Origin of the sequence: Cardiobacterium sp. Marseille-Q4385 (genome assembly GCF_916618745.1) — a bacterium.
GTDB lineage: Bacteria > Pseudomonadota > Gammaproteobacteria > Cardiobacteriales > Cardiobacteriaceae > Cardiobacterium.
Genome location: NZ_OU745373.1, coordinates 942,504 through 965,391, shown reverse-complemented (window position 1 = coordinate 965,391; position 22,888 = coordinate 942,504). Strand labels below are relative to the sequence as shown.

The following is a 22,888-nucleotide window of genomic DNA, read 5'->3' as shown; positions in this document are numbered from 1 at the left end:
CTCATGATTTGCCCCACGATGATTATTGCTTTTGTTGTCTGCGCATCATAGCAAAAAAAAGACCACAGGAGATTTGATGCATATCAACAGGAAAACCACAAGAAAACACAGAGATGGACGTTGGGTAGGAACGTCATGCGCTGCTTTCTGTCCGTGCGACACATTTCTTCCGCATAGCGCGTCTGTGCGGGGCCTGTTCAGGCGGCGCAACGCCATTCTCTAGAGGTTTAACGATAAAAGGGCGATAGCGGCAGAACCCTGTGTTTATCCCGCTTGACGGGTTAGAACAGCGATCGGTGGCATGCCGGGCGGCGGTGCCGGTTTTCCTGCGGCAGCGGCTATAATCCGGCAAATCGGTTTTCCTATACCACCCTGAAAAAAGGAGATTTGCATGTCCAGATTCCAGCAAGACGCGGCCCTGTTGCTTGATGCCATCGGCGGCAAGGACAACATCAATGCCATCACCCACTGCGTTACCCGCCTGCGCTTCGTCCTCAAAGATCCAAAGCGGGCGGACGTGTCGCGCATTGAGGCTATCACCAGCGTCAAGGGCACCTTCACCCAGTCGGGGCAGTTCCAGGTCATCATCGGCAACGAAGTCAGCGAGTTCTATAAAGTCTTCACCGCGCTGGCCGGCATCGAAGGCGTATCCAAAGATGCGGTAAAAGCTGCGGCCAGCAGCCAGCAGAACCTGTTGCAGCGCATCATGAGCGCCCTCGGCGAAATCTTCGCGCCGATCATCCCCGCGCTCATCTGCGGCGGTCTCATCCTCGGCTTCCGCAACCTCATCGGCGAAATCAAAATGTTCGACGGGCAGACGCTGGCGCAGACCTCCGTCTTCTGGGCGGGGATGTACCAGTTCCTTTGGCTCATCGGCGAAGCCGTCTTCCATATGCTGCCCATCGGCATCGTCTGGTCGATTACCCGCAAAATGGGCACCACCCCCATCCTCGGCATCGTCCTTGGCGCGACGCTCGTCTCGCCGCAACTGCTGAACGCCTTTGCCGTTGCGGGTACCGCCCCGGCGGACATCCCGCATTGGGATTTCGGCTTCGCCCGCGTCAACATGATCGGCTATCAGGGGCAGGTCATCGCCGCCATCATGGCGGGCTTCGTGCTGGTCTATCTCGAACGCCTCTTCCGCCGCATCACCCCGGCCGTCATCTCCATGATCGTCGTGCCCTTCTGCTCGCTGGTGCCGGCGGTCATCATCGCTCACGTCCTCGTCGGCCCGATCGGCTGGAAAATCGGTTCCGGCATCGCCGATGTCGTCTATAACGGCCTGACCTCCGACTGGAACGTCCTCTTCGCCGCTGTTTTCGGTTTCCTCTACGCGCCCGTGGTCATGACCGGCCTGCACCACATGACCAACGCTATCGACATGACGCTCACCACCAAATTCGGCGGCACCATCCTCTGGCCGATGATTGCCCTCTCCAACATCGCGCAAGGTTCCAGCGTGCTCGCCATGAGCGTCTTGCAGCGCCACAACGCGCGCGCCGCGCAGGTGAACGTACCCGCCTGCGTCTCCGCCTACCTCGGCGTTACCGAACCGGCGCTGTTCGGCGTCAACCTCAAATACGGCTTCCCGCTTATCTGCGGCATGATCGGTTCGGCCACTGCTGCCGTCATCTCCGTCGGCGGTGGCGTACAGGCGCTCAGTATCGGCGTCGGCGGCATCCCCGGCATCCTCTCCATCAACCCGCAATTTTGGCAAACCTTTGCCCTCGCCATGGCTGCCGCTATCGTCGTGCCCTTCATCCTCACCTGTCTCATCGGCCAACGCCGCCTCAGCGCCGCTGAAAAAGGCCACACGCCCGCCCCTGCGCCCGCAGAGCTCATCAGCAGCGAAACCTTCATTGCGCCGATGACCGGCCGCCTCATCGCCCTCGAAGACGTTGCCGACCAGGGCTTTGCCAGCAAAAGTATGGGCGACGGCATCGCCATCGAACCGAGCGACGGCACCGTCATCGCGCCATACAGCGGCACCGTCGCCGTTGCCTTCCCGACCGGTCACGCCTACGGCCTCGCCTGCGACAACGGCCGGGAGGTTCTCATCCACATCGGTATGGATACCGTTGAACTCGGCGGCAAAGGCTTCACCGCCCGCGTCAAACAGGGCGACCGCGTGCGCCAGGGCGACGTGCTGGCCGAAGTCGATCTCGCTTACATCAAGGCGCAGGGCAAACCGCTGGTTTCCCCCATCGTCTTCACCGACGGCGAAGCCATTACCGTGCGGCAGAAAAACGTGGACATCACACGCGGCGAGGGCGGCATTATTGACCTCTAGAGATAGAAAACCCCTTGCCCATAAGAGTAAGGAGAACAAACTACAAACAGGACAACCCCATGAACTTCAAAGACAAAGTCGTTTACCAAATCTATCCCAAATCCTACTGCGACACGAACGGCGACGGCATCGGCGACCTGCCCGGCATCATCAGCAAACTCGACTACCTGCACGCTCTCGGCGTGGACTACCTCTGGCTCAATCCCATCTACCCTTCGCCGCAGCGCGATAACGGCTACGACGTCGCCGATTACTGCGCCATTGACCCCGCCTACGGCAGCATGGCCGATTTCGAGCGTCTCTGCGAGGAGGCCGGAAAACGCGGCATCCACATCATGCTCGATATGGTCTTCAATCACACCTCGACCGCGCACCCGTGGTTCCAGAAAGCCCTCGCCGGCGAGGAAAAATACCGCCGCTACTACCTCTTCCGCCCCGGCAAGGCCGACGGTAGCGCGCCGACCAACTGGCAGTCCAAATTCGGCGGCCCCGCCTGGGCTTACGCGCCGGAAGTCGGGCAGTATTACCTGCACCTCTTTGATGAAACCCAGGCCGATCTTGACTGGACAAACCCCGACGTGCGCGCCGAACTCGCCGCTGTCGTCAACTTTTGGCGCGGCAAAGGTGTGCACGGCTTCCGCTTCGATGTCATCAACCTCATCAGCAAACGCGCCTTCGAGGACGACCCCAACCACTTCGACGGCCGCCAGTACTACACCGACGGCCCGCACGTCCACGCATGGCTGCAAGAACTGAACCGCGCCAGCTTCGGGCAGGATCCGGACAGCTTTACCGTTGGCGAAATGAGCTCGACCACGCTCGCCGCCTGCGTCCACTATGCCGGGGCGGAGAGTGGCGAACTCAGCAGCGTCTTCACCTTCCACCACCTCAAAGTGGACTACAAAAACCAGCAAAAATGGGCGCTGCAACCCTTCGACTTCGCCGCCCTGAAAACCCTCATCAGCGACTGGCAGACCGGCATGGCGGCGGAAAACGCCTGGAACGCTCTTTTCTGGAACAACCACGACCAGCCACGCGCCCTCAGCCGCTTCGGCAATGACCGCGAACACCACCATGCCTCGGCGACCATGCTGGCAAGCGTGCTGCATTGCCTGCGTGGCACGCCCTACATCTACCAGGGCGAAGAAATCGGCATGACCAACGCCTATTTCGACGACATTGATGACTACCGCGACGTGGAAAGCACCAACCTCTACGCCGAACTCACGGCGCAAGGCCGCCCGGCGGCGGAAATCCACACCCTCCTGCGCGCGCGCAGCCGCGACAACGCCCGCACCCCGATGCAGTGGGACGACAGCCCGCAAGCGGGCTTTAGCAGCGGCACGCCCTGGCTGCGCGTCAACCCTAACTATCCGCGCATCAACGCCGCCGATGCCGTGCGCGATCCGCACTCCATCTACCATCACTACCGCGCGCTGATAGCCCTGCGCAAACAGGAAAGCGTCATTCAGGACGGCGACTACACTCTGCTGCTTGCCGAAGATCCGCAGATTTTTGCCTACCGCCGCGACAATGCCGACGCCGAACTCATCGTGCTCGCCAACTTCTACGACGAGGCAAGCAGCGCCGCACTGCCGCCGGAAACTCTCGCCCGCCCCGGCGACTACCAACTGCTGCTCGGCAACTACCCTGCCGCGCCCGCCCTCAGCGCCCACACCCCGCTGCGCCCCTACGAGGCGCTCATCTACCTGCGGCGGAAATAAGCGGCTTTTGCGTAGGGCGGGCTTCAGCCCGCCATAAAAGAAGTGAAGGAACGTTTGCAGCGGACTATAGTTAAACATCTAAAAAATCGTAACGGTGTTGCGTCGCCTTGCCGTACTACTTGTACTGTCTGCGGCGACGCGCCTTGTTACGCTTTTTTATCTATTCAACTATAAAGTCCGCTCTACGTTTTGGGACGCCACCAAGCGGCGTAAATGCTGGATCTTGGGATGGGAGACGTTGCAGGCAAGGTCTCTACGTTTTCTTCCTGCCGTCGTGCTGCCTGAACAGCCGCCAAGCGGCGTAAACGCAGGACTCGCGTAGGGTGGGCCTCGGCCCACCGGGCAGGCGTAGCCTGCTTTTTTGCATATTTGGTAAGAACGATGCCAAGCGGCGTAAATGCTGGGTTTTGGGGTGGGAGACGTTGCAGGCAACGTCTCTACATTTTCTTTCTGTCGTCGTGCGGTCGTGCTACCTGAACAGCCACCAAGCGGCGTAAACACTGGGTCCGCGTAGGGTGGGCCTCGGCCCACCGGGCAGGCGTAGCCTGCTTTTTGCATTTTGGGTAAGAACGACACCAAGCGGCGTAAATGCTGGGTTTTGGGTGGGAGACGTTGCAGGCAACGTTTCTACATTTTCTTTCTGCCGTCGTGCGGTCGGGCTACCTGAACCGCCGCCAAGCGGCGGATTCTCGCCGCAGCGGAAAAAATCGGCCAAGCGACTATACAATGCCGTCCTCCTCCCAACCGATCACAGCTCATGCCCCACTACGACACCCTCATCTATATTGGCCGCTTCCAGCCCTTCCATCGTGGCCATCTGCACATGGTGCAAGGTGCGCTCGCTCATGCCGACCACCTCATCATCCTCTGCGGCTCGGCAGACGTGGCGCGCAGCAGCCGCAATCCGTGGACCGTCGCCGAACGCGAAGCGATGATCCGCGCCGCCCTCACCCCGGAAGAAAACGCGCGCATCACCCTGCGCCCCATTCACGATGACCCCTATCACGACGAGCGCTGGGTGGCGCAAATCCAGCGCACCGTCGCCGAGGTTCTCGCTGCGCGCGGCACAGCGGATGCCAGCGTCGCCCTCTACGGCTACGAAAAAGACGCCAGCTCCTACTACCTGCGCCTTTTCCCGCAGTGGGACTACCTCGGCGCGCCGCGCTACCGCGATCTCAGCGCCACACCGCTGCGCGAGCGCTACTTCCTGCTCAAAGATGGCGAAGACTGGCGTGAAGACGAACTGCCGCCCGCGGTCGAAGCCGCGCTGCGCACCTTCCGCACCACGCCCGATTACCGTCGCCTCGCCGAGGAAACCCGCTACGTCTGCGACTACAAAGCCTCCTGGGCGGCCAGCCCCTACCCGCCGATCTTCGTTACCGTTGATAACCTCATCACCTGCGACGGCCACGTCCTCCTCGTCGAACGCGGCGGCCAGCCCGGCTGCGGTCTCCTGGCACTGCCCGGCGGTTTCCTGAATCCCGAAGAAACCCTGCTCACCGCTTCCCTGCGCGAACTCCATGAAGAAACCGGTCTGCGTCTCGATCCCGCCGAACTCATCAGCGTGCGCACGGCCGACCGCCCCGACCGCAGCGCCATTGGCCGCGTCATCACCCATGTGCACCGTTACCACCTCGACGGCACACTGCCGCCCGTGCAGGCAGCGGATGACGCCGCCAAAGCCTACTGGCACCCGCTGAACGACCTGCACCGCGACCGCTTCCACGAAGACCACTACCATCTCATCCGGGACGGCCTCGCCGAAGACCGCTGAACACCACCATGTACAAACTCATCGAAAGCGCCGACTACGACACCCTCTTTGCCGCCTACCTTGCCGACCACGACCACTACACCGGCGGCGTTTTCAGCGAATACGACCTCATCATCAGCACCCTGCCGGAAGGCGACATCCTCCTGCAAAAACTGGCGGATGCGCGCGGCATCGCCAGCGGCGTCCGCCCGCGTTACTGGACCAGCTTCTATTGGCGCCTTGTCGAACACATCACCGGTTACACCCCGCGCGGTGAGCAAACCCCGCTCAACAACACCGCCATCCGCTGGCACCTCTACACCTATCTCTACCGCCACGGCGATACCATCCTCGCCGACCCCGCGCACCCGCTTCACCCGCACCTGCACCAGCACTGGCCGGACGCCACCCGCCTCACCGCCGACATGACACGCCGCCTCTGGCACTACAGCGGCCAGCTCGCCAACCTGTACAGCCACTATCTCAACCAGCGTCCCGACTGGCTGGACGCCTGGCAGCACGACCCGCCGCCCGCGCTGGACGACCTCCTCCAGGGCAACAGCCTGCAGCGCCAACCCGCCTGGCTGGCCGGGCACTACCGCGAGCACTACCAACAACAACACCGCCTCTGGCAGGCCACCCTCGCCGCCACCTACGCCGCCCGCGCCGAACGCATCCGCACCTTCTGGCACAAACTCGCGCACGACGCCGCCGCGCGCGACAAACTCCCGCCCTACATCCCGCTCTACGCGCCGACCAACCTCACCGAAACCACCCTGCGCACCCTCATCCGCCTCGGCGAATACAGCGAAGTCCGCCTCTACCACCTTACCGCCGCCGACGGCGAATACAGCGACATCGTGGACAGCCGCTGGCTGCGCCGCCTCAAACTGCGCGACCCGGCGCGGGCTGAAGCCGCACACTACGACCACGGCAACACCCTGCTCTCACGCTACGGCAAACAACAGCGCGACCGCGCCCGCCTCCTGCACGCCTACAGCACCGACGACAACACCACCCAGCACGACGCCCCCGCCATCACCGTCAGCAACCTCCTCAGCGCCGTGCAGGCCGACATCCGCAGCCAAAACGAAACCCACACCGCCGCCGCCCCGCACGACGCCCACGACGACAGCCTGCGCATCCACGCCTGCCACGGCACCCTGCGCCAGGCCGAAACCCTGCGCGGCGACATCATCGCCTGGCTGAACGCCGACCCGACACGCCGTCTCTCTGACATCCTCATCCTCCTGCCCGACCCCATCGCCGAACAAAGCGTACTGCGCGCCGTCTTCCCCAGCAGCGGCGACTACGACGGCTACCGCCTGCCCGCGCGCATCGTCGGCACCCCCGACACCGGCACCACCAGCCTCTGGCATAGCCTCGCCGGCCACTACACCCACCTGAGTGGCCGCTACGACGCCCCCACCATCACCGACTGGCTGCACAACGACGACACCGCACAAAGCCTCGGCAGCGACCACGAACACATCCAGCGCATCACCGCCGCCCTCATCCAGGCTGGCTACAAACGCGGCTTCGACAGCGAACACCTGCAACAAACCCTGCACCCCGACGACCACGACCACCGCTACACCTACACCTACGCCCTCGACCGCCTCATCGCCGGCGTCCTCATGCCCGACAGCAGCGACGACGACAACCGCGACACCATCCCGCTGCCCGGCCTCAGCCTCGCCGACCTGCCCGTCCTCGAAGCCCTCGCCAAACACGCCAACCGCAGCCGCGAACTGCGGCGCAAACTTGCCGCCCACACCCCGGCCCAAGCATGGCTTGCCGACATCCGCGACACCCTGCACCGCGACTACCAGCACGCCCACGACAGCACCGCCTGGCAAACCCTGAACCGCGCCCTCACCAGCCTCGAACAACAACTCAGCGCGCACCGCGACCTCGCCCCGCAAAACGAACAACTCTACCTGCCGCTGCCCTTCATCCTCGACAACATCGAAACCCACCTCAGCGCCCAACAAAACAGCCGCGAACCCAGCGGCGTCATCACCATCGGCAGCCTCACCGGCCTGCGCAACCTGCCCTACAAACTCATCGCCTTCATGAACGCCGACCACGACCGCTACCCGGCGCGACAAAACGACGAACGCTACAACCTCATCGACCTCGACCGCCCCCGCCCCGGCGATCGCAACCGCGAACAAGAAGACCTTGCCGCCCTGCTCGACAGCATCAGCCGCGCCGGAGAAACCTACTGGATCTACTACAACGCCGCCGAACCCGGCGACAACGAACCGCGCCTGCCCGCCAGCCCCATCCAGGAACTCCTGCAATACCTCGACGAACAGCGCGCAGAAGCCCCGCGCCACTACCACATCACCCACCCCGCCACCTTCGAACCCGACCCGCCGAAACCGCCCTGCGCCGCTCTGGCACAACGTGCGACAAACCCTGGCGCGCCCGTCCGCCGGCGCCGCCCTTCCTCAGCCTCCGCCACGCCACCCTTTCCGCCGCCGACCCTACCGACCCCGACACCCTCCCGCTGGACCAACTCATCCGCGACACCCTGCGCCCCGCCGCTGCCTACGCCCGCGCCCACAACATCAGCCACGACAACCACGACGACACCCCCGCCGCCCGCGAACCGCTGGCCGCGAGTGCCCTCGACAACTACCACATTAACGACACCATCAACCGCGCCCTCGAAGAAGGCCGCGACCCTGCCGCCTGCCTCGCCCGCCTGCCCCTCCTGCCCGCAGGCATCAGCGGCAACATCCTCCTCGTGCAACGCCTCGCCGAAAACCAGGCACACTACCGCGCCCTGCTCGCCCAGAGCGGCTGCACCACCCCGCCAGCGCTTGCCGAACAGACCCTGGACCTCGGCGACACCCTCCTCACCGCCCGCCTGCCGACGAGTGGCAACACCTGGCCGCGCCTCTCCGCCCGCCGCCAAAAAGCCAAACACCAATACCGCTACTGGCTCGAACACCTCGCCTGGAACGCGCTTGGCACCGGCGGCGACAGCCACATCCACTACGCCGATGGCGACGAACAACTGCGTGTCCTGCCGGCAGAAGACGCCGCAGAACAACTGCACACCTGGCTGGCCGTGCGCCGCAGCGCACAACAACAACTGTGGCTGGCCCCCATCGAACTCATGCCGGCCTACCTCGACAACCTCAACAAAAAAGACGGCGCGGACAAAAACCGGCTCCTCATCCACAAATGGATAGACGACGACCAGGGCAAAGCCGACAGCGGCGAACTGTGGCGCCACCTGTGGCGCGGCAACGAAGCCATCCTCGCCGACCACATTGCCGCCGCCCTTACAACCTACGCCCCGCTGCTACAACCCTGGCTCGACCACCGCGCCTGAAAAACCCGCTTGGCAAGCCCGGCACACATCGCTTGGTGCAAGGCCGATTAAGGTAGAGCGGGCCTTGGCCCACCGCAACGCTCTGACATCAAGGTAGGCTGAAGCTCACCTTACGCGCGAGGTCGGTATTTATCCCGCTTGCCGCAAGGCCGATTAAGGCAGGGTGGGCCTTGGCCCACCGCAACGCTCTGACGTCAAGGTGGGCTGAAGCTCACCCTACGCGCGAGGCCAGTATTTATCCCGCTTGGTGCGCCCAGTATTTCCGTCGCTTGGCGAGGCTAGCACACGCCGCTTGGTGATTACCCAATATCGAATTCCGTACAAAAATCCCTTCCCCCGCTTGCGGGGGAAGGTGCCCGAAGGGCGGAAGGGGGGATAAAAAACCAGTGCTTATTCCGCTTGGCACGCGATAAAAAATCCCCCGCAAGCGGGGGATTACTACTATCTGCAATGCAACGCCTTCTCAGCGTCATGTCTAAGAACGTGTTCATTGTCTCAGCCTCTGCTGTAAACTATCGGCATGAACAGAAAAACCTACCCAAGCGATATCAGTCGCGAGCAATTTGCGCCTCTCCTCCCCCTGCTGGAAAGTGCCCGTAAACGCACAGCGCCACGTCAGGTGGACTTGTACGATGTCTTTTGTGCCATTCTCTACCTGCAACGCACTGGCTGCTCCTGGCGCGCTTTGCCGGGCGATTTCCCCAAATGGCGCACCGTGCATTCCTACTTCCAGAGATGGACTGAGCCACGCGAGAGTGGCATCAGCATCCTTGAGGAAGCATTAAAAAAATCAGGTAGTTGCGGAGCGCCGCAAGCAGGGGCATCATGAAGCAACCACTTTCCTGATTATTGATGCGCAGAGTGTGAAGAACACGGATACCGCCATGGAAAAAGGCTACGATGCGGGCAAGAAGGTTAGCGGTATCAAGCGGCATATAGCGGTTGACACGCAGGGTTTGCCGCATGCGCTTGCGGTAACGACGGCGGATGTTACGGATAGAAAAGGCTGCCTGCTAGCATTGGAACGTGGGCGGGATAATCTTGGGGCGGTACAAAAAATCCTTGCTGACGGTGGTTACACGGGTAAGGCATTTGCTTCGTCAGTACAGGAGTTGATTGGTGCGGAGGTAGAGATTGCCAAACGAAACGAATTACACCGCTTTGCGGTATTGCCAAAGCGATGGGTAGTCGAGCGCAGTTTTTCCTGGTTGGAAAAGAACAGACGGCTTTGGAAAAACTGCGAGCGTAAGTTGAGTACCAGTCTGCAAATGGTAGCTTTGGCTTTCTTGGGAGTCCTGCTACGAAGACTATGAACACGCTCTAAAACCGGCGATAGCAGTGCCGTTTAGGGTTCGACACGTTTTGCGCCGTAAGCGCCACGATAGCTGGCGCCGCCGCTGATACTGCGGCTGAACTGGCCGCCGAGTTCTTCGCCATTCGGGCCGTAGAGGCGGGCATGACCACTGTTGCTCTGGAAGCGCTGTGTGCCGCTATCCCAGTGCAGGGTGTCGTTGAAATCCAGACGGCTGTCGCGGCGCAGGTTGCTGCCGTCAAGATTGCCGCTCTGGCTGTTGCCGAGGCTCAGGGTCATGGTTTTGCTGTTGCGGCTGTAATCCACGCTGGCGCTGACTTCGGCGATGGCGCGGCTGCTTTGGTTGATGTCGCCGATAGCGTTGCCTTTGTAGTTGGCGCGCAGGGTGGTGCTTTCTGTGGGGATGAAGGGTTTGCCGACGTTCAGGTAGGTTTCGGGAATACCGCCCCGGGTTGAGGCGATTTCGCCGAAGGTCTGGTATGACCAGCCAGCTGCCTGATGCGGGCGCAGGATGATGGTGTGTTCGTTATCCAGCGCGAGACTTTGTGCGGTGCTGTATATGCCGCGATGGTTGCTGGCGTTGGCAGCGTTTTCCATACCGTGCAGGCTGAGGCGGCCATTGGCGTCATAGCTGGTGAGTTTGGCGACGGCAGCGCGGATGGTCACGGCGTAAAGCGGGGAAACGTAGAAGTAGTGGCTGCGCACACCGCTGCTGCCGAAGATTTCCGCCCAGTGATGAAGGTGTTGGCTGCCTTTGCGGTAGTAGTAACCGATGCCGGTGTCGGTGTAGGCGGCTTCGGTCATGCTCTTGTAGTGATTCGGGCTGTTGCGCCATTGTTCGACGGTGTTCTGGGCAAACGGGCTGCCGGTGGCGATGCTTTCGCCCACCGCCGCCTTGTTGCCGCCGCCTGTCAGGGTGCGTTCGTCGAGCGGATTTTCGCCGTTCGGGCGCTTGTGCGCATTCAGGGTGGCGAGTTCTTGCGCGCGCAGGGTGGCGTAGGCCGCGAGGCTTTCGTTGTAACGCAGTGGTGCGAGACCTTTTTCGGCGCGCACCTGATTGACGAGGGTGAGTGCTTCCTGTGTTTTTTTCTGGATTTCGACATGAGGCCGGGCAACGGCATGCGGCGGCAGTTTGATGTCGCCGACATCAACGGTATCGATGACTTGCGGCGTCGGCGTATTCGGGTTGTCCGGTGCGGGTTTGTCCGCAGGCAGATTGTTGCCACCACCACCGCCACCGCAGGCGGTGAGCAGGGAGAGGGTAAGGACGGCTGTCAGGGGCTGGGTCTTCATGTTTTCTCCTGTGATTGGGGGAAGTCAGTGTAACCAACTCTTTGTGCGACAGAGGCTGAAACTGCGCCAAGCGAGGGAATACCTGACTTTGTTGGGTGCTGCCGCTGGTAACGGGCAGGGATAGCGGTTGCGCAGCGGTATGGGTTGAGTCCATTCGTTATCGGCGGCGATTAGCCGATTAAAGGATCTTGCTTCAGCGGGAATTCCTGAGGATGGGGGCGGGGACGATGTCGAGGCGGAATTCGGTGGTATGCCAGCGGCTTTTGTATTCGACTTCCAGCAGGTATTCGCCGGTATTCAGCCGGAACGGTTGATGGTCAAGGTTGCCTTTTGCATCAAGGATGATGCGCCGGTTGAGCATGACGCGCACGTTCGCCTGACCGATTTCGCCCTCAATGTGATACAGCCCCGATGTGGATGCGGGTACGCGCAGTTTGCCAACCCAGTAGGCGGCGAACTGTTGCGAAGGGATGTTGTGGAAATCGCTCCAACCGTAATTCACGGCGATCTCGCTTACATGTGCGCGGGCAACGATCTGTTTGCGCTGCGGCTTGGTTGTATTGAGATTGAGGTAATAGGCGGTGTAACCCGCTGCCGGTATTTGTCTGCTTGGGCTCAGGTCGTCGCCCCAATTGTGCTCCGCCAGCGGATAGTGCGCCAGCGGGTCAATATCAACAGCTGTCTGCACCTGCCCGTCGGGTTCCGTCGTCACCGACTCGCTGTAATGCAGGACGGCGGCGGGATCGACGGACGCGGAGGGCGGCACCACGGGTGGCGCTGCTTGCTGCTTGGCTGCGGCGACTGCCGCCGCGACACGTTCTTCTGCGGAGGGCACGGCTTCCACCGGTGCAGGCGGTGCGCTTGCAGGCGGCGCTGTGGTATCGGCGGTGGGTACGGGAGCGGTGATTTCAGCAGGCGGCGGGACGACTTTTTCCGGCACGGGACGAAACAGCGCGTAGAGCAGCCATAACACGACGGGTACGGCGAGCAGGGCAAGGTAGGTAACGGTAAGGCGCGAAGGTCGGTAATGCGGCGCAGCCGGGGTGATGAGGCGCGGGGCGGATTTGGGGGACTTTGGCGGCATGGGGACTCCGGTCAGCGGGATAGGGTACGGTAGCAATAGATACGCTGTTCGTTGATCTCGCGCACGATTTTTTCTCCGGGGGCGAGGTCTTGTGCGGTCACGGGGATAGCGGGGATAGCCAGCTCCCGCACGCTGTCATCGTGGTTGAAGCCCGCCAGCGGGTAGCCGGTCAGTTGCCGGATGGCGGTGGCGTAGTCGTAGAGGGTGAGGTTGCGTTCGCGGCAATAGAAATCGTCTTGCCGGCATTCGCATTCGGGCTTTTGCGGCGGGTTTTGGGTTTCGTCAGGTGGTGCGGTTTCGATACCTTCGCCCCAGGTGAGGAGCGGCACCCGGCCGTCGGCATGAACGCGGCTGCCCCGGTTGGCCAGGTTATAGACGACGACGGCGGGTAGGTGCCCGTTCAGCGTCCATTGCACCGCCCGGCGGCTGTTGAGGAGGAGGATGTAGGGCGTGCCATCAAGCGGCGCGTATAGGCGGATGCTGTCGTTGGGGGCATCGCTGCCGTGGACATCGACCAGATAGACCACGGTACTCGTTGGTAGGGCGAGGGCAGCCAGGGTAGCGGGCAGGTCTGCAACGCGCACTTCGGGAATTTCGGCGTCAAGGTAGAGCTGAAAATCGGCACTGCTCCAATCGTTGGTGTATTCGATCTCAACCAGGTGATCGCCCGCCTCCAGTTCGAAGGAGAGGCGGCTGCCCATGGGCTTGCCGGTCATCAGGATGTGTTTGTCGAGGAGGACGCGGCTTATGCCGCTGCGTTGCGTCAGGTTGAGGTGATACCGCGCCCGCTGCGGGACATGCAGCCGCCCAACCCAGTACGCTGCAAAACGGTAGGCCGGAATGCCGTAAGGGATCTGCGTATCAACATCGGGCACGCGGATGTGCTCGGTCTGCTCTGTATGGCGGAGATGGTGTGGTTCGGGCGTGTAGGCGGGCATGACGTAATCCAGCGTCTGCGACATGCTGCGCGGCCGGCCATCGTCAGCGACGTGGCGGGAACGCGACTGCCCCGTGTCAAGGTAATAGGCGGTGTAACCCTCGGCGGGGATGAGCTTTTGCGGATTGAGCACGTCGCCCCAGGTACTATCTGCGCGCGGATAGTTCACCAGCGGGTCTTGCTGCGCCACAGCGTTATCCGCTGCCGGCGGGGCAGGCGGAGCGGCTTTCTGCCGCACGGCTGGCGCGGGCGCTGTTTCTGCGGTTGGCGCGGTCACAGCGGGCGGCGGCGGAACGACGATGGTCGGCGCGGGGCGCAGCCAGCTGTAAAGCAACCACAGCACGATAGGCACCACAAGCAGGGTAAGGTGGGTGGTGGTGAAACGTGAGCGGTCACGGGGCGGATCGGCCGGTGTGAGCAGACGCGGGGCAGGTTTGGGCGGCATGGGGTTTCCTTGGCGATGGTCCGGTATTGGGCGGTTATGTGATGATGCCAGTATAGCGGGGCTGCTGCCGTGGCACGGTCCGTGTCAAGCGCAACATCCCCGGCATCACCCGGTTCCTTCCCGAAAAAATCACAAAAACCTCATATAATGCGCCCCCCCAATAACCGGAGCCTATCCATGCCACAACTCAGCACCATCCTCGCCGCCGCCATTGCCCTTGCCGTTGGTGCGCACACCCCAACCATCGCCGCCCCACAAGCGTCTGCACCCACCGTTACCGAAGCAGCGGCGCCTGCCCGTCTCACCGCGCGCCTGCCAGATAGCATCCTGCGCGCCGAAGAAGCTGCAAAAATAAACCTCGACTACACCGCCGCCGCAGGCGACACCTACTACTTCGACGCTGACAGCAACCCCGTGGACAAAGCTACAGCTGGCGGCTACTACCGCAAAACCCTCGGCAAAACCGCCGATGGTCGTTTAGTCGTGCAGGACTACTATCAAGATGGCGACAAACCACAAGCCGCACCAGTCATCCTGAAAAAAGACGCGAATCCGCACAGCTTTGCCAACGACATCAATGACAGCAAAACCGTCTGGTATCGCAAAGACGGTAGTATCGAGGCCGTACAAGACTTTAAAGACGGTATTCCCACCAGCCGCAACCGCTACTACCAGAACGGCATCCTTGCCCTGGAAAGCGACGCCGCAACACCGGAAAAAGACGATCCGTACAGTGCCGCAGGTGAACTGGCGCGCGGCACCCGCTTCTACTACCCGGACGGCAGCCTCCTCGCCTTGGGCGACCTGAGCAAACCCGATGTTTCGGTGCTGCTCTACTACCGCACAGACGGCAGCCCACTGATGCGGCAAACTGTCAGCAACGGCAAACTGGATCTCAATATCTGGGACAGCGCAGGCAAACCTGCCGCCAGCCCGGAGAGCGTGAAAAAAGAAGAACTGGATGCCGCGATGACGCGGGTGCTGCAGTTGCTCGATGATGTCAGCAATGGGAAATAAAGCACGGTGTCAGCCAAAGCCCCTCGCAAGAGGGGCTTTTTCATGCTGCGCAAAGTACGTTACGGTGAGTCCGGTATTGACGCTGCTTGGCGAACCCAATAACTACGCCGCTTGACGGGCATAGGGCGGGCGTAACCTGCTTTTTTTTTGCGTTCCGGGCAAGCGTACCGTCAAGCGGGGAAACTACGCTACGTGTTTTCTGATTTTGGGACGTTGCAGGCAACGTCTCTACAAACCCAGTATTTACGCCGCTTGGCGGTTTTCATTCCCCGTCTTTGATTTCTTTCTGCCATTTGTCGGTGAGGCGTTTGCCTTCTTTGGCAGCGCCGAAACGGTTGATGAAGTCAATGTCGATCAGTTGCAGTTCGGCAGCCGGGATCATTTGCGGCGGGGCTTTGGCGTGGCGGTTGGTTGGCAGTTGATAGTAGTTCGTTTCGCGCCAGGCGAGTTCTTGCGCTTCCACGCCGAGTGCCCAGTCCACGAATTTCACCGCGTTGTCACGGTTGCGCGCGCCTTTGATGACGCTGACCGCGCCCAGGCCGTAGCCCACGCCTTCGCAGGGGAGGATGCCAGCGACCGGCGCGCCGCGTTCTTTTTCGTGCATGTAGTTGTGCAGGAAACCAATATCCACGGCGACTTCGCCGGTCGCGAGGCTTTTGGTCGCAAGTCCGCTTTTGACGTATTCGGCGATGTTCGGGCGCAGGGCTTTGAGGTAGGCAAAGGCCTCGTCTTCACCCCACAGGGTGATGAGGGTGGCGAGGGTGGTGTAGCCGGTGCCGGTGGTGCGCGGATCGGCGTACTGGATGAGGTGTTGGTATTTGGGGTCTTTCAGGTCGGTGAAGCATTTGGGGGGCTCGATGCCGAGTTCGGCCAGTTTTTTGGTATTGACGCCGATGCCGAAGGGCATGAGGTAGATAAGGGAGAGATGGCGCCCGTGCGGTTGTTCGGCGAGTTTTTGGAACTGCGGCAGGATGTCGGCCTGCTTGGGCGAGGTCACGCTTAAATCGAGCAGGTCTTCGTCGGCGGCTTGCAGGTGCGGCTCGACGGTGCCGCCGTACCACACGTCCGCCTGCGGGTTGTCTTTTTCGCTTTTGATTTTACCGAGGATGGTGCCGGTGCTTTGCCGGATGAACTGGGTTTCCACGCCGTATTCGGCGGCAAAGCGTTTGGCCGCTTTTTCGCAGACTTCGTTCTGCATGCTGCAATAGATGGTGAGGCGTCCGGCAGCTTCTGCAGCGGGCAGGGCAGCGACGAGAGCCAGGGCGAGGAGAGTGTGTTTCATGGAGGTTTTCCTGTGTTTGAATGAAGGCTAGGCAATGTTGCGCGGATTCGCCGCTTTCTAATTATCAGCTAATTTTCGCTTTAGGGCTTTCCGCTACAATCGGTATTTTCTCACGGACTTTATAGAGGGTCATTATGCTGCATCAGCAATCCGGTCGTGTTTCCTTGAAGTTTTTGTTCTTCCTGCTCGTGCTGGGCGCGGGCGGTTTTTGGTATTGGCAGGCGAGCCACAAACCCGTCGATGACAACGGCGGTATCAAGTACATCACCGCCCCGGTTGCGAAGGGCGATATTGCCCACACGGTGCTGGCCAGCGGTTCGTTGCAGCCGCTGAAATCGGTCAAGGTCGGCGCGCAGGTGTCCGGCGAGATCAGCGCGCTTTATGTGCAGATTGGCGATCAGTTGAAACAGGGGGATCCGGTCGCGGAGATTGATGCCAGCACGCAGCAGAACACGCGCGACAGTGCCGCCGCTTCGCTCGCTTCCAGCAAGGCCGCGCTGTCTTCGGCGCAGGCGAAGTTGCGCGAGGCGCAACAGAATTTCAACCGCCAGCAGTCGCTGGTGAAGAAGGGCGCGGCAGCGCAGGAAACGCTGGATGCGGCGCAGGCGACGTTGAAAGCGGCGCAGAGCAGCGTTGAGCAGGCCAAAGCGGATATCCGCCGCAACCAGTTGGAACTGGATAATGCCGGACTGCGCCTCGGTTATACGAATGTGACGGCGCCGATGGACGGTGTGGTGATTTCCGTCGCGGTTGAAAAGGGGCAGACGGTGAACGCGGTGCAGGACAGCCCGACGCTGGCGACTATCGCCCAGACGAAGACGATGACGGTCGAAGCGGAGATTGCCGAAGCCGATGTCGGCGAGCTGAAACCCGGTATGAATGCCTATTTCACCCTGCTTGGCAGCGACAAGACCCGCTACGAGGGCAAATTGAAGAGTATCGACCCCGCCCCGCTCGCCACCTCGAAAAACACCACCACCGCCACCGCCGGCAGCAGCGATACCGCCGTCTATTACTACGGCAAGATGGACGTGCCCAATCCCGACGGCAAACTGCGCATCGGCATGACCGCGAACATGGTCATTGCCGTGGAAGAAGCGAAGGGCGTCCTCACCATCCCGATGACGGCGCTGCAAACCAACGCCCAGGGTGAGGACGAAGTGCAGGTGATGGTTGGCGGCAAGCCACAGCCGCGCGTGGTGAAACTCGGCATCAACGACGGCGTCAACACCGAAATAAAAGAAGGGCTAAAAGAAGGCGAGGAAGTCGTCATCAGCTCGGGCAGCGGCGAAGGCAGCATCCCGATGGGACCGGGAGGCCCGTTCTAATGGCAGAACCACTTATCCGCATCAAAAACCTCTACCGCCGCTTCAAGAGCGGGGAAGGGGAGGTCACCATCCTCAACGACCTCAACCTGGAAATCGAAGCGGGGGAAATGGTCGCCATCATCGGCCAGTCGGGGTCAGGCAAATCCACCCTGATGAACATCCTCGGCTGCCTCGACCGCCCCAGCGCCGGCGAGTATTACATCAACGGCAAAAACGCCACCGACCTCAGCCCGCAGGAACGCGCCGCACTCAGACGCGAATACATCGGCTTTATCTTCCAGCGCTACCACTTGCTCGCCGACCTCAAAGCCTGGGAAAACGTCGCTATCCCCGCCATCTACGCCGGTACGGACGGCGAAGCGCGGGAAAAACGTGCCAAAGCGCTGCTCACCCGCCTCGGCCTCGGCGAACGCACCGAACACAAACCCGGCCAACTCTCCGGCGGCCAGCAACAGCGCGTCTCCATCGCCCGTGCGCTTATGAACGGCGGACAAATCATCTTCGCCGACGAACCCACCGGCGCGCTTGACAGCCACAGCGGCGAAGAAGTGATGAAAATCCTCGGCGAACTGCACGCCGAAGGCCACACCATCATCCTCGTCACCCACGACCGCCACATCGCCGAACACGCCGACCGCGTCATCGAAATCAAGGACGGCCAAATCATCGCCGACCACCGCCAGCAGCACGAAGAAACCGCAAGTAGCACGGCAGACACCGCCCCCACTGGCAAAAAAACCGCCTTCGGCGCGGCGGGGCGCTTCACCTCCGCCATCCACATGGCCTGGCGCGCCATCCTCGGCCACAAACTGCGCGCGTTTCTCACCATGCTCGGCATCATTATCGGCATCGCCTCCGTCGTCAGCGTCGTCGCCCTCGGCCAGGGTGCGCAACAACAAGTCCTCAGCCAAATCAGCGACCTAGGCTCAAACACCATCGAAATCTTCCCCGGCCGCTTCGGCGATCGTCGCGCCGGTCGCATCCGCACCCTCGTCCCGGCGGACGCCGCCATCCTCGCGCAGCAAAGCTTCATCGACAGCGCCACCCCGACCGTCAACGCCAGCCCGACCATCCGCCACGGCAACAAAGACTACACCGGCAACCTGACCGGCGTCGGCGACCAATACTTCCAGGTGCAGAACATCCCCATTACCGCCGGACGCAACTTCAGCGCGCGTGACATCGACGACTACGCCGCCCTCGCCATCCTCGACAAAAAAGGCGCCGAAACCCTCTACAACAGCACCGCGACGGACAACTATGCAGGCGCCCTCGGTCAAGTGCTGCTACTCAACAACGTTCCGGTGCGCATCATCGGCATCGCCGACACCGACAAACAAAACCGCTTCGGCGGCAGCAACAGCATCAACGTGTACATGCCCTACACCTCGGCGATGAACCGCCTGCTGGGGCGCAACAACGTCTCCAGCATCACCCTGCGCATCAGCGACAACGCCGACCCCGTCGCCGCCGAAGACGCCATCACCCGCATCCTCACCCGCCGCCACGGCAGCCAGGACTTCTCGCTCTTCAACAGCGACAGCCTGCGCAAAGCCATCACCAGCAGCACCCAGGTCTTCACTCTGCTCATCTCGGCCATCGCCGCCATCGCCCTCGTCGTTGGCGGCATCGGCGTGATGAACATCATGCTCGTCTCCGTCACCGAACGCACCCAGGAAATCGGCATCCGCATGGCCGTCGGTGCGCGCCAGAGCGACATCCTCATGCAATTCCTCATCGAAGCCCTGATGCTGTGCCTGCTCGGCGGCGCGCTCGGCATCGCGCTGGCCTACGGCATCGGCTGGCTCTTCAACCAGAGCGGCGCGGAAATCCGCCTCATCTACTCGACCAGCTCCGTCATCGCCGCCGTCATCTGCTCCAGCAGCATCGGCATCCTCTTCGGTTACCTGCCCGCGCGTAACGCCGCCCGCCTTGACCCCGTCGAAGCCCTCAGCCGCGAATGACACGAACACAAAGGACCCCACATGAAAAACAGCAAAACCCTCATCCTTGCCCTCCTCCTCAGCGGCTGCGCCACCCCCCCCCCGCACAACCTGCAACAAGACATTGAGACCAGCGCCATCCCGCAACAATGGATGTTCGCCCATGCCGACCAAAAAAACGGCCAGGCCGAATGGTGGCGCGACTACGGCGACCCCGCCCTCAATAACCTCATCGCGCAAAGCCTCGCCCACAACCAGAACCTCGCCGCCGCCGGCTACGCCTGGCAAAAAAGCCGCCTGGCGCTGGAAAACGCCGGCGCAAACCGGGGGCCTGACTACAGCGGCAGCCTTGGCGCAAGCGCCAACCGCAACCTCAGCGAAGGCGGCAAGACCGGACAAAACTACACAACCGGCCTCGGCATCAACTACCAGACCGACCTGTGGGGCAAACTGCGCCTCGCCGAAAACAACGCACGCTGGGAAACAGAAGCCAGCGCCGAAGACCTGCTTGCCACCCGCCTCAGCCTCATCGGCGACATCACCAACCAATACCTGCAAATCGCCTACACCAACGACCAACTCGCGCTGAACGCCGCCTACCAAAAAAACGCCGCCGAAACCCTGCGCCTCACCCGGGCCAAAGTGGACGCGGGCAGCGCCTCACGTCTCGACCTGCGCCAGGCCGAACAAAACCGCACCAACCTCGAAAACACCCGCAACACCCTCGAAAACCAGCGCCAGCAGGCCGAAACCACCCTTGCCAGCCTCAGCGGCCAACCACTGACGCGCGTCATCACCCAAGAACCCAGCCTCAGCCGCCTCAGCGTCCCGCCGATAAATGCCGCCATCCCCGCCCACCTGCTGGCACAACGACCCGACCTGCGCGCCGCCCAATACCGCCTGCAACAAAACATCGGCAACATCCAAATCGCCGAACGCGACTACTACCCCGACCTCAGCCTCGGTGCGAACCTCTCGACCGGCGCCGACCGCATCCTGCAAATCCTGCAAAACCCCGTCGCCGCACTGAGTGCCAACATCACCCTGCCATTCCTGAACTACCACAAAAAAGACATCGCGCGCCGCGAAGCCGAAACTGGCTACCAACAAAGCCTCGCCAGCTTCCGTCAGACCCTCTACCGCGCCCTCGGCGAAACACAAAACGCCATCCTGAACCTTGCGCAAAGCCAGCAAGAAGCACAAAGCCTGCAAGAACGCCTGGCACAAGCCAAAGACATCGAAGCCCTTACCCGCATCCGTTACCAGGCAGGCGCCGCCAGCTTGCAAGACGTGCTGGAAAAAGAAGACGCCACCAGAAGCGTTGAAGAAACCCTGCTTGCCAACCGCTACCAGCAACTCACCCGCAGCGTAACCCTGCACCTTGCCCTCGGCGGCAGCCTGCAAGACAACGCAGCAGCACGACCGCAGCCAGAGGCACACACCCCATGAAAACCCTCGCCCTCGCCACCATCCTCCTCGCCACCACCTATGCCCAGGCTGCCAGCGACGACAGCGCCGCAACCCAGATAGCCACCGACGCAGACACGCAGCCTGCCAGCGACGACAGCCCCGAAACCCAAGCCCTCAACCATACCGGCACATACAGCGGCACCCTGCCTTGCGCCGTCTGCGACGGCATCCAGACCAAACTCACCCTCGATGACGGCCACTACCATCTCACCCGCATCCGCCTCGGACTGGACGAAAACAGCGAACAAACCAGCGGCGTGTATCGCACCACTACCGACAAACAATACCTGCAACTCGACAACCAGACGGACAGACTCACCTTCTACATCGGCGACGGCTACCTCGAATTGCGCCAACCCGACGGCGAAAAAATCGACCCGGAACTGCCGGACGAAGACTTCCGCCTTAAACGGCAATAATGCGACTTCCGCCACCCGGCGGCTGAATCCAGGCTCGCCTCAAGCGGGATCAATTTAAAGCGATTTGCTTAAGTCTCCTGAAAGCGGCGCATATGAAGAAAGTTGCCTGCTATTGGTGGGGCAATACGGATAACGAAAGAGGAAATAGAGGGGGAGGGCTGGAATGGTGCGCTAATTCTGGGTCTAGGAAATTTAGGGAATGGAAGAAAAATTAAGAGGAGTGGGTGATGGAGTAGAGAAAGCGATTTTTGCAAAGATCGCAGGCCGTAATCTAAAAATAACCTCATGACAGGGCGCTTTTGTTGTCTGTAAGATACACAGCAAGAACCGTCCGGAAACACCCACACAATGCGCATCCTCCTCAGTCTGCTGACCACCGTATGGATAACGGTGGCATACGCCGCTTCACCCAATATGGAACTGGCCAAATCCGTCTTCGACCCGCGCATCATGAGCAATGCCGTCGAATCCCCCGTCCCCGGCCTCTACCAGTTCGCTCAAGGCAACGAAGTCTTCTACATCAGTGCCGATGGCCGCTACGTCATGCAGGGTGAAATGATCGACCTGCAAACCCAAATCAACGTCACTGAAACTTTCCGCGCCAGCGAGCGGGTAAAAACCCTCGCCGCCCTTGACCCAAAAACCATGATCAGCGTCCTGCCGAATGCGCCGGCGTACCACATCACTGTTTTTACCGACGTGGACTGTCCTTATTGCCGCCTGATGCAACAAAACATCCTTGAATACACCCAGCGTGGCATCGCCATCCACTACCTCGCCTACCCGCGCAGCGGCCCGAACAGCAGCGCCGCCCTCCGCATGGCACAAGTGTGGTGCACATCCGACCGCCTGAGTGCCCTGCTCCTCGCCCAGACTGACCAGCCTCTGCCCAACTCGCGCGGCGATTGCAGCAAAATTATTCGTGAACAATATGCCATCGCGCAAAAACTCGGCATCAGCAGCACACCTTCCATCATTCTTGAAGACGGCACCCTTATCCCCGGCTTCGTCGCCCCTGCCAACCTTGAAACCATTCTGAACAAACACCCCGAGCCAATCGAGAACGAAAAAAGCGACAGCGAAGAAACGGCGCTTCCGGAACCACCACCGCATCCGTTAAGCCCGCCACCACCGCCGCCCGCCGTCCAATAAACACCCGCAAGCCGACGTCAGCGTCGGCTTTTTCACCACCGCTTTGGGTCATATAGCATTCCCCCCAGTCCCGCTATACACTGCGCGCAC

General features: G+C 61.4%; 15 protein-coding genes and 2 pseudogenes. 13 read left to right on the top strand and 4 right to left on the bottom strand.

Features of this window, described 5'->3' with window-relative positions:
* The first annotated feature begins 391 nt into the window (after window positions 1-391).
* From treP to LG374_RS04545, 7 genes and pseudogenes are all read left to right on the top strand, one after another.
* Complete coding sequence (gene treP, locus LG374_RS04570; protein ID WP_225756589.1) at window positions 392-2,290, top strand: PTS system trehalose-specific EIIBC component; 1,899 nt, start codon at window positions 392-394, stop codon at window positions 2,288-2,290.
* A 59-nt stretch (window positions 2,291-2,349) separates the two neighbouring features.
* The gene (treC, locus tag LG374_RS04565; protein WP_225756588.1) at window positions 2,350-4,014 is read left to right on the top strand and encodes an alpha,alpha-phosphotrehalase; all 1,665 of its coding nucleotides are present in this window, start codon (window positions 2,350-2,352) and stop codon (window positions 4,012-4,014) included.
* 757 nt (window positions 4,015-4,771) lie between these two features.
* On the top strand, window positions 4,772-5,788 hold the full coding sequence (locus tag LG374_RS04560; RefSeq protein WP_225756587.1) for a bifunctional nicotinamide-nucleotide adenylyltransferase/Nudix hydroxylase: 1,017 nt from the start codon (window positions 4,772-4,774) through the stop codon (window positions 5,786-5,788).
* Between the two features lie 8 nt (window positions 5,789-5,796).
* A pseudogene (locus LG374_RS12505) lies at window positions 5,797-6,792 on the top strand (exodeoxyribonuclease V subunit gamma); the annotation flags it as partial.
* 764 nt (window positions 6,793-7,556) lie between these two features.
* Window positions 7,557-8,858 (top strand): annotated as a pseudogene (locus tag LG374_RS04550) (hypothetical protein); the annotation flags it as partial.
* 39 nt (window positions 8,859-8,897) lie between these two features.
* Window positions 8,898-9,116 (top strand): hypothetical protein, encoded by a 219-nt coding sequence (locus LG374_RS12405; RefSeq protein WP_255594595.1) that lies wholly within the window; start codon window positions 8,898-8,900, stop codon window positions 9,114-9,116.
* 520 nt (window positions 9,117-9,636) lie between these two features.
* A protein-coding gene (locus LG374_RS04545) for an IS5 family transposase (protein WP_225756001.1) occupies window positions 9,637-10,429 on the top strand; the annotation gives its coding sequence in 2 pieces (ribosomal slippage) (window positions 9,637-9,900 and window positions 9,902-10,429; 792 coding nt in all).
* A 32-nt stretch (window positions 10,430-10,461) separates the two neighbouring features.
* Here the strand turns inward: LG374_RS04545 and LG374_RS04540 are convergent.
* From LG374_RS04540 to LG374_RS04530, 3 genes are all read right to left on the bottom strand, one after another.
* Window positions 10,462-11,721, bottom strand: coding sequence for a CAP domain-containing protein (locus LG374_RS04540; protein WP_225756586.1), 1,260 nt, complete (start codon window positions 11,719-11,721; stop codon window positions 10,462-10,464).
* A gap of 193 nt (window positions 11,722-11,914) precedes the next feature.
* Window positions 11,915-12,805: a hypothetical protein gene (locus tag LG374_RS04535; RefSeq protein WP_225756585.1), complete on the bottom strand. Its 891-nt coding sequence runs from the start codon at window positions 12,803-12,805 to the stop codon at window positions 11,915-11,917.
* A gap of 11 nt (window positions 12,806-12,816) precedes the next feature.
* A complete protein-coding gene (locus tag LG374_RS04530) occupies window positions 12,817-14,187 on the bottom strand; it encodes a hypothetical protein (protein WP_225756584.1) in 1,371 nt (456 codons plus the stop codon).
* A gap of 177 nt (window positions 14,188-14,364) precedes the next feature.
* Between LG374_RS04530 and LG374_RS04525 the strand changes: the two genes are divergently transcribed.
* A complete protein-coding gene (locus tag LG374_RS04525) occupies window positions 14,365-15,204 on the top strand; it encodes a hypothetical protein (RefSeq protein WP_225756583.1) in 840 nt (279 codons plus the stop codon).
* Between the two features lie 262 nt (window positions 15,205-15,466).
* Here the strand turns inward: LG374_RS04525 and LG374_RS04520 are convergent, their stop codons facing one another.
* Window positions 15,467-16,486 (bottom strand): ABC transporter substrate-binding protein, encoded by a 1,020-nt coding sequence (locus LG374_RS04520; protein WP_225756582.1) that lies wholly within the window; start codon window positions 16,484-16,486, stop codon window positions 15,467-15,469.
* 134 nt (window positions 16,487-16,620) lie between these two features.
* On the opposite strand from LG374_RS04520, the gene LG374_RS04515 reads away from it, so the two are divergent.
* From LG374_RS04515 to LG374_RS04495, 5 genes are all read left to right on the top strand, one after another.
* Window positions 16,621-17,814 carry an efflux RND transporter periplasmic adaptor subunit gene (locus LG374_RS04515; protein ID WP_225756581.1) on the top strand — a complete coding sequence of 398 codons (1,194 nt, stop codon included), beginning with the start codon at window positions 16,621-16,623 and terminating at the stop codon, window positions 17,812-17,814.
* On the top strand, window positions 17,814-19,778 hold the full coding sequence (locus LG374_RS04510) for a MacB family efflux pump subunit (protein WP_225756580.1): 1,965 nt from the start codon (window positions 17,814-17,816) through the stop codon (window positions 19,776-19,778). The genes LG374_RS04515 and LG374_RS04510 overlap by 1 nt, the downstream gene beginning before the upstream one ends.
* 21 nt (window positions 19,779-19,799) lie before the next feature.
* Complete coding sequence (locus LG374_RS04505) at window positions 19,800-21,206, top strand: efflux transporter outer membrane subunit (RefSeq protein ID WP_225756579.1); 1,407 nt, start codon at window positions 19,800-19,802, stop codon at window positions 21,204-21,206.
* A complete protein-coding gene (locus LG374_RS04500) occupies window positions 21,203-21,646 on the top strand; it encodes a copper resistance protein NlpE N-terminal domain-containing protein (protein ID WP_225756578.1) in 444 nt (147 codons plus the stop codon). The genes LG374_RS04505 and LG374_RS04500 overlap by 4 nt, the downstream gene beginning before the upstream one ends.
* A gap of 348 nt (window positions 21,647-21,994) precedes the next feature.
* On the top strand, window positions 21,995-22,798 hold the full coding sequence (locus tag LG374_RS04495) for a DsbC family protein (protein WP_225756577.1): 804 nt from the start codon (window positions 21,995-21,997) through the stop codon (window positions 22,796-22,798).
* Window positions 22,799-22,888: the final 90 nt, after the last annotated feature.